The sequence below is a fragment of the Aeromonas sp. YN13HZO-058 genome, from assembly GCF_001921245.1.
Classification (GTDB): Bacteria; Pseudomonadota; Gammaproteobacteria; order Enterobacterales; family Aeromonadaceae; genus Aeromonas; species Aeromonas allosaccharophila.
This window is the reverse complement of record NZ_MQSY01000069.1, coordinates 39,508-53,936: the sequence shown is the minus strand read 5'-3', so window position 1 is coordinate 53,936 and position 14,429 is coordinate 39,508. Positions and strand designations below refer to the sequence as shown.

At 60.4% G+C, this 14,429-nt stretch carries 12 protein-coding genes; 7 read left to right on the top strand and 5 right to left on the bottom strand.

Annotation, left to right across the window (positions count from 1 at the left end; translation table 11 throughout):
* Positions 1–3: 3 nt before the first annotated feature.
* Positions 4–3,378 (bottom strand): AAA family ATPase, encoded by a 3,375-nt coding sequence (locus BSP75_RS18385; protein WP_075114164.1) that lies wholly within the window; start codon positions 3,376–3,378, stop codon positions 4–6.
* A 214-nt stretch (positions 3,379–3,592) separates the two neighbouring features.
* On the opposite strand from BSP75_RS18385, the gene cysZ reads away from it, so the two are divergent.
* Both cysZ and BSP75_RS18375 read left to right on the top strand, forming a co-directional pair.
* A complete protein-coding gene (gene cysZ / locus BSP75_RS18380) occupies positions 3,593–4,357 on the top strand; it encodes a sulfate transporter CysZ (RefSeq protein ID WP_042657995.1) in 765 nt (254 codons plus the stop codon).
* A 146-nt stretch (positions 4,358–4,503) separates the two neighbouring features.
* Positions 4,504–5,118, top strand: a complete 615-nt coding sequence (locus BSP75_RS18375) for a trimeric intracellular cation channel family protein (protein WP_042058557.1) — start codon at positions 4,504–4,506, stop codon at positions 5,116–5,118.
* An 85-nt stretch (positions 5,119–5,203) separates the two neighbouring features.
* Here BSP75_RS18375 and BSP75_RS18370 read toward each other — a convergent pair whose 3' ends face one another.
* The 4 genes from BSP75_RS18370 to BSP75_RS18355 form a co-directional block, all read right to left on the bottom strand.
* Positions 5,204–5,455 carry a hypothetical protein gene (locus BSP75_RS18370; RefSeq protein ID WP_005338457.1) on the bottom strand — a complete coding sequence of 84 codons (252 nt, stop codon included), beginning with the start codon at positions 5,453–5,455 and terminating at the stop codon, positions 5,204–5,206.
* Positions 5,456–5,502: 47 nt separating this feature from the next.
* Positions 5,503–6,048: a DUF882 domain-containing protein gene (locus tag BSP75_RS18365; RefSeq protein ID WP_033136140.1), complete on the bottom strand. Its 546-nt coding sequence runs from the start codon at positions 6,046–6,048 to the stop codon at positions 5,503–5,505.
* 164 nt (positions 6,049–6,212) lie between these two features.
* Positions 6,213–7,697 (bottom strand): L,D-transpeptidase family protein, encoded by a 1,485-nt coding sequence (locus BSP75_RS18360; RefSeq protein WP_075114163.1) that lies wholly within the window; start codon positions 7,695–7,697, stop codon positions 6,213–6,215.
* Between the two features lie 92 nt (positions 7,698–7,789).
* On the bottom strand, positions 7,790–8,554 hold the full coding sequence (locus BSP75_RS18355; protein ID WP_075114162.1) for a transporter substrate-binding domain-containing protein: 765 nt from the start codon (positions 8,552–8,554) through the stop codon (positions 7,790–7,792).
* 323 nt (positions 8,555–8,877) lie between these two features.
* Between BSP75_RS18355 and BSP75_RS18350 the strand changes: the two genes are divergently transcribed.
* The 5 genes from BSP75_RS18350 to BSP75_RS18330 all read left to right on the top strand — a co-directional run bounded on the left by BSP75_RS18350 (position 8,878) and on the right by BSP75_RS18330 (position 14,371).
* Positions 8,878–9,423, top strand: a complete 546-nt coding sequence (locus tag BSP75_RS18350; protein WP_041202288.1) for a hypothetical protein — start codon at positions 8,878–8,880, stop codon at positions 9,421–9,423.
* Between the two features lie 55 nt (positions 9,424–9,478).
* The gene (locus BSP75_RS18345) at positions 9,479–10,498 is read left to right on the top strand and encodes a glycosyltransferase family 2 protein (protein ID WP_075114161.1); all 1,020 of its coding nucleotides are present in this window, start codon (positions 9,479–9,481) and stop codon (positions 10,496–10,498) included.
* Positions 10,495–10,866, top strand: coding sequence for a GtrA family protein (locus BSP75_RS18340; protein ID WP_005338463.1), 372 nt, complete (start codon positions 10,495–10,497; stop codon positions 10,864–10,866). Before BSP75_RS18345 ends, BSP75_RS18340 begins: the two co-directional genes overlap by 4 nt.
* Positions 10,866–12,032, top strand: coding sequence for a hypothetical protein (locus tag BSP75_RS18335; protein WP_075114160.1), 1,167 nt, complete (start codon positions 10,866–10,868; stop codon positions 12,030–12,032). Before BSP75_RS18340 ends, BSP75_RS18335 begins: the two co-directional genes overlap by 1 nt.
* Before the next feature lie 227 nt (positions 12,033–12,259).
* The gene (locus BSP75_RS18330) at positions 12,260–14,371 is read left to right on the top strand and encodes an alpha-amylase (protein ID WP_075114159.1); all 2,112 of its coding nucleotides are present in this window, start codon (positions 12,260–12,262) and stop codon (positions 14,369–14,371) included.
* Positions 14,372–14,429 lie beyond the last annotated feature (58 nt).

Genomic DNA, 14,429 nt, shown 5'->3' with positions numbered 1-14,429 from the left:
TTTCTAGTTTTGCTCAGCCAAAGCGACGGCTTCACCGATATCGACCGACACAATGCGAGAAACCCCGGGCTCTTGCATCGTGACGCCAACCAGCTGCTCAGCCATCTCCATGGAGACCTTATTATGACTGATGTAAACGAACTGTACTGTGCTCGACATCTCTTTGACAAGAGAACAGAAACGACCGACGTTCACTTCATCGAGCGGTGCATCCACCTCATCCAGCAGACAAAAAGGTGCTGGGTTGAGTCTGAAGATGGCAAAAACCAGCGCAAGCGCGGTTAACGCCTTCTCCCCCCCGGAAAGCAGGGCAATGGTAGCATTCTTCTTACCCGGAGGTCTCGCCATGATGCTCACTCCGGCCTCCAAAAGATCATCGGAGGTCAACTCAAGCCAGGCACTGCCCCCACCGAACACTTTTGGAAACAGGGATTTTAAATCTTCGTTGACCTTATCGAAAGTGTCCCGGAACCGTATTTGTGTCTCTTTATCAATTCTTTTAATGGCTTGGCTCAAGGTTTCCAGTGCTTGCTCGAGATCCTGACACTGATTTTCGAGATAGGTTGACCGGGTTTTCGCCTCTTCATACTCCTCCAGCGCCGCCAAGTTGATGGCGCCAAGCGCCTCTACTTGCGCCTCCAGGGTCTGGATCTCCTGGCGCAGCTTGCCGCGATCTGCGGCGATCAGCACCGCCTGATCGAGATCAACCAGCCTCACCCCCAGCTCTTCGAACTGCTCGTGCAACCCTTGTCGACGGGTGAGGTTGCGTTCGCGCTCAAGGCGCAGGGTTGCCAGCTTCTCCTGCAATACGACCAGCTGCTTGTGATCGGCACTTCTGGCCTGATCCAGCTCGCTCAATTGGCGCTCCAGCTCGGTTAGTCGTTGATGGCAGGCGAGTTGCTGCGCCTCCAGATTGCGCTGCTCGGCCAGCAGGGGTGCCAGATCCGGCACCGCCTCGCTATCCGGCCCTTTCAGCCCGGCCAGCTCCAGTCCGAGCCTCGCCAGCTCCTCTTCACCCAGAGTAATGAGTTGGCGCAGATTGCCCAGCTCCAGTTGCAAACGCTGGCAGGCTGCTTGCTGCTGCTCGCGGCGCACACGCGCCTCCTCGACCGCCCGCTCGCAGCGGGTCAGCTGATCCTGAGCGACCTGCAGCGCTTGTGTCAGCGGCTCCCCCTGCTCCTGCAACTCGGCAAGGCGCGCCTCATCGAGTTCCAGTTGTTCACGGGCGCTGGCCAGCCGCTCTGCCTCTTCGGCCTGCTCCTGATCGAGCCGGATCAGCTCTTCGCCGAGCTGACCGAGCCGCTGCAACCGCTCCTGGCGCTGACCCTGTTGCAGGCTCCAGGCTTCGCGCAGCTGTTGCCATTTCTGCTCTTGCTCGCGCAAGGTTCGCTGCGACAACTCCTGCGCGCTGGCAAGCTGGGCGCGCCGGGCATCGGCTGCGACAAGTTGCTCGGTCAGCTGTGCCAGCCCCGTGGTAACCTTCTCCTGCTCGGTATGCAACCGCTCACGCTCACCGAGCAGCGCCATGGTGCCGAGCGCCGCGCCCTGCCCCAGATCGGCCCAGTTGGGCCCCAGCCAGTCGCCAGCAGGTGTCAGTACCGACTCACCGGCCGCAAGGCTTGGCTGGCGGGCCAATGCTGCCTCCCGGCTCTCCACCAGCCAGATGGCATTGAGGAAGGCGGGAATGTGCTCGCCGCCCAGTTGCGCCGCCAGCGTACCGGCAACCGCCGGTTGCGCCGGGCCAATCCAGAGCCCCTCTTGCGCCAGATTGCACTCGTCCGCCGGGGTTGCGGTGAGCCAGCGGCCCAGCACCTTGTCGAGCGCCGGTGCCCATTCGGGGGCAACCTGCAGCCGATCGGCCAGGGTCGCCCCCTCCATCTGCTCGCCGAGGATCTGATCCAGGGTCGCCAGCCGCGCCTCCAGCTCCCGTTGCAGGCTCAGCTGCTGGCCATGTTGCTGCTTGAGTTGTTCATGGGCCTCGACCGCTTGCGCCAGCTGTTCGGTCAGCTCGCCGGTGGCAGCCCGCGTCAGCTCCAGCTCACCACTCAGGGCATCGAGGGCCGGTTGCAGATCGTCAGCCTCTGCGCCAAGGGGGCCTGCGCGTTCATCTTCCAGCTTGAGACGGGCCAGCCGGGTCTTGGCTTGCAGCTCCTGCAAACCACCCAAGCGGGTGCGGGTCTGGTTGAGCTGCCCCTGCAACCCGGCCAATTGTTGCTGCCACTGTTGCTGGCGCAGACGGGCCTGCTCCAGCCCTTCGCTGGCCTGCTGGCGGGCCTCCTGCTGATCGGTGAGCAACTGCTCACACTGCTCCAGCCGGGCGCTCTCCTGCTCGGCGCGCAATACCCCTTCAGTCAGCTGATCCTGCTGGCTGGCAAGCTGCGCCTTGCGGGTGGCGATCCGCTCACCGAGCGCCTGAGCACGGGCCTGCCAGTCGCGCCCCAGTTCACTCTGGTGCAGCTGTTGCTGTTCGAGACGGGCGATGGCCTGCCCGCCGAGAAAAATCTGTTGCTGGCGGCTCGCCTGCTCGGCTTGCGCCTCTTGTCTGGCGACCGACAGGGTGACGTGGCGCCCCTCATCGGCGGTACGCTTGGCATCGAGCGCCGCCAGCGCCTGCTCGGCCTGCGCCAGCTCGCTTTTGGCCTCGCCGAGGCGCGTCTCCAGCGCCCACAATTCGGAGCCAATCAGCTCGGCGCGAGCAGCGCGCGAACGACTCTTGAGCTGTTTGTAGCGCTCGGCGGTCTCGGCCTGGGCTTTGAGGTGATCGAGGCGCGAGCCCAGCTCGCCGCGAATATCGCCGAGGCGCTCCAGATTCTCCTGGGTATGGCGAATGCGCTGCTCGGTCTCGCGGCGCCGCTCCTTGTAACGGGAGACCCCGGCAGCCTCTTCCATAAAGAGCTTGAGATCGGCCGGGCGCGACTCCACCAGTCGGCTGACGGTGCCCTGCTCGATGATGGCGTAGCTGCGGGGGCCCAGGCCGGTGCCGAGGAAGAGGTCGGTGACATCCTTGCGGCGGCACTTCTGGCCATTGATCTGATAGTGGTTGGAGCCGTCGCGCAGCACTTCGCGGCGCACCGAGATCTCGGTAAAGCGGCCGAACTCACCGGGCACCCGGTTGTGGGGATTGTCGAACACCAGCTCGACCGAGGCGCGCCCGTGCGCACTGCGGTTGATGGAGCCATTGAAGATGACATCGGTCATGTTCTCGCCGCGCAGATGGCGGGCGGAGCTCTCCCCCAGCACCCAGCGCACCGCGTCGATGACGTTGGATTTGCCACAGCCATTGGGGCCCACCACGGCGGTCATGTCTGCCGACAGTTCGATGCGGGTCGGCTCGACGAACGACTTGAAGCCGGCGAGTTTGATCAGTTTCAGACGCATGGCGACCTGTATCAGTGGCTAAATAAAGAGGAGGCGGGCAGGTGACTTTACCAAATCCAGACCCGGCTTTGTTTGTAATATGCAGGCATCATCCCCATCCAATGCCCGATGTTCAGTCGCCACGGCACGAAATAAGGAATAGTCGGCGACTTTACCAAATCAAAGGCTTGTTTGTAATATGCTGGCAGTTCTCCCATGCATAGATGGAGCTCACATGAGCCAATCACCCCATATGGTCAAAGATTCAATCAGCGGTGCAGACTACTTCCTGCGCGGGTTTTCCCTTATTCGCCAACCGGGCATCCGCACCTTTGTGCTGATCCCCCTGCTGGTCAACTTCGTGCTGTTCGCCGGGGCCTTCTACGCCCTGCTGCTGCAGCTCGACGGCCTGTTCGCCTGGCTCCATCAGCAGATCCCCGCCTGGCTCGACTGGCTGGATTACCTGCTGTGGCCCATCGCCCTCATCACCATCCTGGTGGTGTTCTCCTTTATCTTCAGCTCGGTCGCCAACTGGGTAGCCGCCCCCTTCAACGGCCTGCTGGCGGAGAAAGTAGAGCAGATCCTCACCGGCCAACCCGCCAATGACAGCGGCATGCTGGATATCGTCAAGGATGTGCCGCGCACCTTCGGCCGCGAATGGACCAAGCTGAAGTATTACCTGCCCAAGGCCATCGGCTGCCTGATCCTGTTCCTGATCCCGGTGGTGGGCCAGACCCTGGCGCCGGTGCTCTGGTTCCTGTTCAGCGCCTGGATGATGGCGATCCAGTACATCGACTATCCGTTCGACAACCACAAGATAAGCTTCATCACCATGCGCGATGCCTTGAAGCAGCGTCGTGGCAAGTGCCTGAGCTTCGGCGCCTTGGTCACCCTTTTCTCCGCCATTCCGGTGGTAAACCTCTTTGTGATGCCGGTCGCCATCTGTGGCGCCACCGCCATGTGGGTCGATCACTACCGGCAGCAGCAGTTAGGCCGCTAATCCTTGATCATTGATTAGAAAAAGGCACCCGAAACGGTGCCTTTTTCGCATTTAGCATGAATTAAATTAATGCATGTATTCGAACGCTTGTCCCATATGACACGAGTTGGTAGGATGCGGGCCTTTCTCGTTCCCTGGGATATCTCATGTTACATGCACTCTTCTTGGTGGGCCTGGTGGCCGAAGGGATGACCGGCGCGCTGGCCGCGGGTCGGCGACGGATGGATCTGTTTGGGGTGGTGATCATCGCCTCGGCGACGGCCATCGGTGGCGGTACCATTCGCGATGTGTTGCTGGGCCACTATCCGCTGCTCTGGATTGAGCATCCGGAATATGTGCTGCTGGTTGCCGCCGCTGCGATGGCGGGGGTGGTTTCCGCCCCCCTGATGCGCTATCTCGGCAAGCTGTTCATGGCGCTCGATGCGCTGGGGCTGGTGGTCTTCTCCATCTTCGGCGCGGCCCGTGCGCTGGATATGGGCCACGGTGCCGGTATTGCCTGCATCATGGCAGTGGTGACGGGGGCCTTCGGCGGCGTCCTGCGGGATCTGCTCTGCCAGCGCATTCCGCTGGTGTTTCGCCGCGAGCTCTATGCCGCCATTTCGCTGATCACTGCCGCGCTCTACTGTCTGGCACTGGATCAGGGCCTGCCTAACGACTGGGCGGCTTTCGGCGCCATCGGCATCGGCTTTGTCCTGCGGCTGCTGGCGGTACGCTTCAAGTGGGGATTGCCCACCTTCAACTACCAGTACGCGACCCACTGAGTACGCCAGCTTCTGGCGAGACGGGTTGGATTGCGAGCAACAAAAAAGCGCCCGAGCGGCGCTTTTTTCATGGACGGTCTGCGACTCAGTTAATCCCTTCCGAGCTGAAAAAGGTCGCCTTGTCGGCGATAAAGCGGATCTTGATGTTCTTCCCTTCCCCGCCCCAGAGGCAGCTGGTAGTGCCCAAGGCATCATCACAACGCTCCGCCTTGCCCAGAATGGTGCTGGCCTCGGCGTAACTCATCCCCATCTTCAACTGGTCGTAATTTTCACGGTTGAGCTTGCTGCAACCGGTCAACAACAGGGCGATCAGGCCGCCAATCACAATCTTTTTCATCGCTATCTCCTCACTGGTGGGAAGAGCTTGGCAGCTTGCCAACCCCTTTACCAGCTGCGAACCGGGCCAGTATCGAGGTGAACGAAGTTGTCACGGGGATAGTAGCCGACGCCACCCACCTTGAGATTGAGGGCCGCCTTGCGCAGATGGGCCAGCTGTACGCCGGGGATCCGCACATCCACCGCCTGCCCCAGAGTGTGGTAGCTGTGCTTGGCCACGCCGCGGCTCTTGTGGCGCTTTTGGCGATTGGTCGCCGGTGCGCGATAACCGGATATCAGCTGAATTTCGCTGCGCCGACCCAGCTTGTGCTGCAACAGGAACAGCTGATCAAACAGCTTCTTGTCGATGTTGAACACTTCATTGCGCCGGTAATCGCGGAAGATGTGGTTGAGCTCGGCCAATCCGTCGCTCAGATAGTGGCCGTTCTCCCAATAGCTGGCGCGCACCCGCTCGCCGGTATTGAGATTGAAGAAACTGAGTTCACGCCCGGTGGTACTGCGGCTTGCCAGTGCAGGGAAGGAGATCAGCGAGCTGCCCAGCAGGCAACCGGCTCCCAGCAACAGGCGACGTCGACTTATCTCTTGTTCCAGCATAAGGGGTTCGTCCATCGCAGATTCAAGCGAAAATAGGTGAATAAGCTCACTGAGTGAATGTCATACAGGCGCTTGAAACTACCCTCCGGCGGGGGGCCCTGTCAAACCTCAATCGCCCATAGAAAAGCCCGGCACAGGCCGGGCTTTTCACTCTGTGGCTGGGATCACAGCAGGCGGCTCTGGAAGCTGACCCGATCAAATCCGTAGATGTCGTTACGCAGTTGCTGGCGACCATTTTCGTCGATCCAGCTGCTCCAGTAGACGGTAAAGACCGGGATCGGCGTGGTGAGCGGCAACCATTTGGTCTGGCTCTCCTTGAGGATATTGGCCACCTTATCCGGCTGATAGCGGGAATCGGCCAGCAACAGCTCGGCCAGATCGTCCGCATGTTCCACCCGGATGCAGCCCGAACTGAAGGCGCGCGCCCCCTGCTCGAACAGCGCCTTGCGCGGGGTGGAGTGCAGATAGATGGCATCATTGTTGGGCAGGTAGAACTTGTAGCGACCCAGGGCATTGTGATCACCCGGCTTTTGCCGCAGGCGATAGGGGAAACCGGCGGCCAGCGCCTGATGCCACCCCTCTTCGGTGAACTGGACCGGATTGCCCTCGCTGTCGATCACCTCGAACTGCTCGCGACTCAGATAGGCGGGATCGCGACCCAGCTTGGGCAGGATGTCCTTGCTCAGGATGGAGCGCGGCACATGCCAGGAGGGGTTGAGCACGATGGAGCGAATTTCGCTGGCCAGAATGGGAGTGGCGCGCTGCTCCTTGCCGACGATGACCCGGCTGGTAAACACCTCGTTGCCGGACTCCACCACGCTCAAGCGGTAGTCGGGAATATTGACCAGCACGTAGCGGCCAGCGGCGAGTTGATCCACCAGATCGCGACGCCACAGGTTGCGCAGCAGCAAGCTGGCGCGCACTTGCGGGCCGGTATTGAGCCAGGAGCGGGTCTGACGACCGATAATGCCGTCTGCGGTGAGACCATGACGACGCTGGAACTGTTTGATGGCCTGCTCGGTATCGCCATCGTAAATCAGATCACCATGGCTCGGGGCGCTGTCGCCCAGCTCGTTGAGCATGGCGCGGATTTGGCCGAGCTCGGCTGAGCTCTCTCCTGCCCGCAGAGTCGGCATATCGAGGGTCGGCCACTTGCTGGCCATCGGCATCGCCAGCAGCTTGTGCACTTTGGCCCGCACCGCCTCGTATTCCGCCACCTGGGGACGCAGGGATTTCACCTGGGTGAGCAGGTCATCACTGCCGGGCTTGGTCACCACAGGGCGATTCAAATCGAGCTTGAGGGTCTTCATCTGCTCGCGAGAGACCAGATCCATCCCCCGCCAGGCATGCTGGAAACGGCTCAGCTTGGCAAAAATGTCATCATAGATGGCGCCACGCTTGGCGGCAGGGGCGGCCTGCAGGCGCTTCCACAAGGTGAAAAAATCGGGGTGCAGCTGAGCCAGCACAGCCTCTTGCAACTGCTGCTCCAGCTCGACACGGGCCTGTTCGGCCTGACGGCCCTGATACCAGTCATGCCCGGTTTCACTGGCCGCCACCACTACTTGTGCTTCGGTCGCATGTACCGCGCCGGCGGGCAAACATCCCAGCCACACCAGATTGGCAAGAGCCAGCCAATACTTCATCCCCATGAATACCTCAAAACGGTTTGTTCACTCTGTCAGGCCTGACCGGCAGACCCGATGCTCAGGCCGCTCATGATGCGTGAACGGCCAATACTTTGCTAGCGCCCGGGGCCATAACGTTGCCAGATAATGTCATAGGCATCCGTCTCCTTGAACGCGGCTAACCTCTGGTTGAATTGTTGCAAGAACTGCGGCGAAATACTGCGCTTGCTAAACATGAAAAAGCTCGGCGATTCATACACCACCATGGGATGAGCTACAAACTGACTACTCAGCCCCTCCTTGTTGAGGGCGCTGGGCGTCGCCAGCATGTCGCCGAGGAAACCGTCGATGCGCCTGCGGGCCAGCTTCTCGTAATTCTGCTTGTCGCTTACCGCACTCACCTGTTTGGCATATCGGCCGAGCAGCGACATCACCTCATCCCCATAAAAGTACTCTTTGGTAACGCCGAGGGAGTAACCCTTGGCCAGCCAGCTCGCCAGATCCTGCTCGGGATAGTGGCTGCCCTTGCTGACCCACAGCAAGGTGCGTCCCGGGTTGTAGGAGTCGGAAAACCAGGCATAACGGGCGCGCTCATCGTTGATGTTTGCCTCCATTGCCATGTCTATCTCGCCGAACTCCATCTCGTGCAGTACCCGCTTCCAGGGCAGCTCCACATAGTTGACCTTGCAGTGCATGGCGGTGAGCACGGCCGTCAGCACCTCGACGGCATAACCGCGCACCTGTTGCGGTGAGTCAGGCTCATAGTAATGGTAGGGGGGCCAGTTATCGTAACCGACCTGAATGGGCTCGGGGCAAAGCGCCTTGGCAAAGGCCATTGGCGCCCATAATCCAAACAGCAGAGAGAGGGAGAGCCACTTCATAGGTCATCCTTGACGAAAAGGTGAGTCATCATAAATCGCCCCCTGCAAAATGGCGATAGAGGCCAGCTGACTATCGCATCCGCTAGAAAATGACGCAGCAAAGCATCTCCATCTGCCAAACCACCTGCCGGAGCGCCCCTTGCCACTGGCGACTTGCGCCCCGCCAGCCTTGTTTGACCAGCAAACAGCAACGTTTGGAACAGGGGGAAAAAAGGGTTAATATGTGACCAAATATTTTTTTGTGATCCACTATGCTTTTTTTGCAATTGGATTAGCATATGCGCGACATCGGCCTACCAATTCTGTCAGGCGTAGAGAGTGATATGACGTACAAAAAGTTCGGTTTTTTGACTGCCATTCTGGCGTTAAGCGGTTTTTATCTTTACACCCTCTATCTGGCTGCTCACCCCAACGTGAGCCTGGCCTACAAACTCTATTATCTGGAAGGCAAGACCCGCTTCTGGGAACACAACTCCAGCATGACCTATCAGCCGGGTAACGAGCTCAATCTGACCAAGCCGAGCCGCTTCCTCTCCAGCGAAGGCTGGGCCAAGAAGCCGAGCGATGAAGGCACCCTGCTCAGCGGTCAGGGCGGTCTCTACTTTGTGCTGCCCAAGCAGGCGGCCAATCCGGATCAGCTTACCGTACAGGCCCGCATCAACAGCCCGGAAGCCGGTGCCCTGTTGAAAGTGGCGCTGGGTCACGACTTCACCACCACGGTGAAACTGGCCAAGGCGGGTATCAACGAAATCCGTCTCAGTCTGCCCGGTGACTCGCTCACGGCAGATCCCAAGCGCCCCAATTTTCTGGCGCTCTCGGCACCGACCCCCATCAATGTGCAGTCGGTACGTTTGACCGTAGCCCAGTGATCCTTGCCCCGAATACCATTTTATAAAAACAACTATCCCAAATAAGGACGTTCTTATGTCGCATCCAGATTTTCGACTCTCTCTGGTCGTTCCCGTTTACAACGAGGAAGAGAGCATCGATGCCTTCATCAACGCGATAGACAACGAACTGGCCCCGCTGAAAGACCAGCTTGAAATTGTATTCGTCAACGATGGCAGCCGTGACCGCACCCGTGAAGTGGTCGAACAGGCCATCGCCCGTGACCCGCGCGTGACCCTGGTCAACTTGGCGCGTAACTTCGGTAAAGAGGCGGCCCTGACCGCCGGTCTGCATCAGGCCAAAGGGGATGCCATCGTGCCGATGGACGTGGATCTGCAAGACCCGCCCGCCCTGATCCTGGAGTTCGTCAAACTGTGGCAGACCGGTGACTATGACACCGTCTACGGCATCCGCGTCGATCGCAGCGCCGATACCCCGATGAAACGCGTGACGGCCGGTGGCTTCTACCGCTTCTTCAACGCCCTCTCCACCAGCACCAAGCTGCCGGAGAACGCCGGTGACTTCCGCCTGATCGACCGTCGCGTGGTCGAGGCGATCAAGCTGCTGCCGGAGCGCAACCGCTTCATGAAGGGTCTGTTTGCCTGGGCCGGTTTCCGTGCCGTTGGCGTCCCCTACGAGCGCCCGGCCCGTCACGCCGGTGAAACCAAGTTCAACTACTGGAAACTGTGGAACTTCGCCCTCGACGGTCTGCTCAGCTTCTCCAGCTGGCCGCTGCGGGTCTGGAGCTATGTGGGTGTTGGCGTCTCCTTCGTCGCCTTCCTCTACATCCTCAAGATCGTGACCCAAGTGGTCTTCTTCGGCATCGACGTGCCCGGTTACGCCTCCCTGATGTCCGTAGTGCTGTTCCTCGGTGGTATCCAGCTGCTGTCGCTCGGCATCATCGGCGAATACATCGGCCGCATGTTCGTGGAAGTGAAACAGCGCCCGGTCTACCTCATTGAAGGGGTCTATGGCCAGTATGCCAAGCAGGATGCGGCCAAACCGCAGAGCGCTGACAACCACCCGCAAGAGCAGCAGGAGCAAGCGCCTCAATGATCTCCCGCGAGGAATTCTGGCGGCTGGTACGTTTCGGTTTTGTCGGCGGGGGGGCAACCCTCGTCGACCTTGGCACCTCCATCGCACTGTTTCATACTTGGCCCACCATCTCGGAGCACCTGGTTACCACGCTGGCTTTTGCCATCGCGTTCTGGTTCTCCTTCTTTGGTCACCGCTACATCACCTTCCAGAAGCAGGGAGCCGCCAGCAAGTTTCTGCTGGTCGCCCTCTTCTCGCTGGCGGTGCGTAACCTGATCCTGAGCGGCCTGCTGTTTGCGGGGCTCTCCGGTCTGCTGCCGGTGGTCATCGCCACCCTGACCGTTACCGTCCTCACTTACGTTCTCTCTCGCGTCTGGGTTTTTGCCTGATGAATGATATGATCAATACTGCCCCGCTAACCGGGGCTGCACTCCCCTATCGCCCGTCACTGCGCATCAGCGGCCGTGACTGGCTGATGATCATCGCCGCCTTCATGCTGAGTCGGATAGCGCTGTATGGCATGGGCTACTTCGGTGTCCAGCTCTATGGCTCCCCCGATATCGGCCCGCTGCAGGCCTATTGTCAGTTCGACTGCGTCTGGTTCCAGCGCATCATCGAGAACGGCTACGACCTCTACCCGCGCTGGTTGAGCAAGGGCAATGCGGCCAACTGGGCCTTTATGCCGCTCTACCCGATGGTCTCCGGTGCCATCTCCAACCTGTTCAATGTCGAGAGCCTGATCGGCCTCATCATTGTGGCCAACGCCTCCTTCTTCGCCAGCCTGCCGCTGATGCTGCTGGTGCTGCGTCAGCTCAAGCTGGGTGACGATACCGCCCGCTTCGGCGTATGGCTGCTTGCCTTCTCCCCCTTCTCCGCCTACTTCGTCTCCGGTTATACCGAGTCGACCTTTATGGCACTGATGCTGGGGATGTTCCTGTTCGCCTATCGGGAGCAGTGGCTGATGGTGGCCGTGCTGGGGGTCTGTATCTCCGCCACCCGCAATCTGGGCGTGATGATGGTGTTCCCGGTACTGATCCTGGCGCTGCAAGCCTACGGCTGGCGGGAATTTTTCCGCTTCACCGAGCGGGCCTTCAAGGTAGTGTTCACCCTCTGGATGATCCCGTTCGGCCTGTTTGCCTACATGCTCTACCTCTATCACCTGACCGGTGATGCGATGGCCTTCAAGCACATTCAGGTGGCCTGGGGTCGCTATATGGACAGCCCGCTGGATTGGTGGCTGAGCGGTTTCGAGCTGGGCGGCCGCAAGGCTTACCTCTCCATCATGGTGATCTTCGGCTGGTGTCTGAACGGCTACCTGTTCAGCCAGAAGCGCTGGGCCGAGGCGACCCTGATGTTCATCTGCTGTACCATTCCGCTGATGACCGGCCTCAACGCCATGCCGCGCTACATGTTCGGGCTCTACCCGACCCTGCTGGCCATCATTCTGCTGACCCATCGCTGGCCCGCCATCCGCCCTGCGGTGCTCTGCATCAGCGGCATGGTTGCCTCCTTCATCGCGGTGGCCTTCGTCAACTTCAAGTTCTTCACCGTCTGATGTGACGACGATGCCTGAAACGCCAAATGCCGGTCACCTGACCGGCATTTTTTATGGCCGCTATTTTTATCGCCAGAGCGCCCACCTCCTCCCCGTCACACTTTCCTCGGCTTGAAAACGTAACCATTTGAACTGATGTCACAAATCGGCATTTTGCCGATCCAAGGCGCGCTTTGCTGCTCCTAGAATGGGCCCTTGTCCGAACTGCCCTGCTCAAGGAATGGCTTATGCGTCGCACTCCCAACTTATCCCCTCTCTGGCTCGCCCTGCTGGCCAGCCCTCTGCTGATCGGTCAGGCCATGGCCGCCCCTGAGGTTCACCTCTATGTGGATGGCCAGCCGGTAGCGACTCCAATCGCGCTGGACAAGGGGACGATCGAGCTCACCCACACCCTCGCCAAGGGGAGCCACCAGATCCGCATCAGCGACGCAGGAAACAGTTGCGGCACCAGCTTTGGCCCGAGCGAGAGCAAGCCGCTTCCCTTCGGCACCGCCCAGCCGATGGACAAATGCAGCAAGGAGCAGAGCTTTACCCTGCGGGTGATGCTGGCAGGGGAGTATCAGTTCACCTTCAACCCGGATACCCCGAGCCTCAAGGTGCTGCGGGCGACCAAGAAGAGCGAGTTCAAACGCCAGCCACCACAAGAGCCCTGCATCAGCTGGGATGGCGGCCCGGTCACGGTATCCCTGCAAGGGGTCTGGCCCGACGGCACTCGGCTGCGGGATGCCTACTCGAAACAGGAGGCGGTGGTCAAACAGGGCAAGCTGACCCTGACCCCGAGTAAAGAGAGCGGCGGCCTGCTGCTGCTCGAACCGGTCAAGGCGACCAAACCAGCGCCGTTCAGCTGGGATCAGGCGAGCGTCTATTTTCTGCTGACCGATCGCTTCCACAATGGTGACCCCGCCAACGACCACAGCTTCGGCCGCCAGAAGGATGGACAGGATGAGGTGGCCACCTGGCACGGCGGCGACTTCAAGGGGCTGACCGAGAAGCTCGACTACATCAAGAGCCTCGGCATGAACGCCATCTGGATCACCCCCATGGTGGAGCAGGTGCACGGCTTTATCGGCGGTGGCGAGCAGGGCAACTTCCCTTTCTACGCCTACCACGGATATTGGGCGCTCGACTTCACCAAGATTGACCCCAACTACGGCGACGAGGAAAGCCTCAAGACCCTGGTGGACGAGGCCCACAAGCGCGGCATGCGCATCATCCTCGACGTGGTGATGAACCACGCAGGTTACGCCACCCTCGCCGACCTGCAGGATTTGGGGCTCACCGAGCTGACCCGGAACACAGACAAGCTGCCGACCGTCTGGAACCAGTGGCGCCCGAGCGGCGGCCTCAACTGGCATGGCTACAACCAGTTCATCGACTATCAATCGCCAGCGTGGAACAAGTGGTGGAGTGGTGACTGGGTGCGTGCCGGTCTGCCCGGCTACCCGCAGCCCGGCACCGACGATGTCACCGGCTCGGTGGCAGGGCTGCCGGACTTTCTCACTGAATCGACCAAACAGGTAGGGCTGCCGCCGCTGCTGGCGGCGAAAAAAGATACCAAGGCCAAGGCGTTGCCCGACGCTACCGTGAGCGACTACCTGATCGCCTGGCACACCGACTGGGTGCGCCGCTTTGGCATCGACGGTTTTCGAGCCGACACCGTCAAACATCTGGAGCCCGAGGTATGGGCCAAGCTCAAACAGGCGGGCACCACTGCGCTCAAGGAGTGGAAGGCCGCCAACCCGGACAAGGCCCTCGACGCTCTGCCCTTCTACATGGTGGGCGAGGTGTGGGATCACGGGGTCGCCAAGGATTTCTGGTATCAGAACGGTTTCGATTCGCTGATCAACTTCGACTATCAGCGCGAGTTTGCCCTGCCCCAGGCCCAGTGCATGGCGGGCGCTGAGCCCACCTATGCCAGCTACGCCAGCCGCATCAATCAGGATCCCGAGTTCAACGTGCTGAGCTATATCAGCTCCCACGACACCAAGCTGTTCTTTGGTGACTATCAGGATGTACCGCTACAGCGCCGGGTCGCCAACAGCTTTATGCTGCTGCCGGGCGGCATCCAGCTCTACTACGGCGATGAGTCCGGCCGCGGGCTGGCCAAGGATGGCGGGGTGTTCGATCAGGCATTGCGCTCCGACATGAACTGGCAGGAGCTGGCCAGCGGAGACAAGGCGGAGCTGGTCAAGCACTGGCAGCAACTGGGCCAGTTCCGCGCCGCCCATCCGGCCATTGCGGCAGGCAGCCACCAGAAACTCTCGGATGCGCCCTACGCCTTCATGCGGGAGAAGGGGGATGACAAGGTGGTGGTGGTCTTTGCCGGTCGGCAGCAGTAACCCTTTGAGCCATATTTACCTGCAATAGAGAGGGGAGCCACGGGCTCCCCTCTCTCGT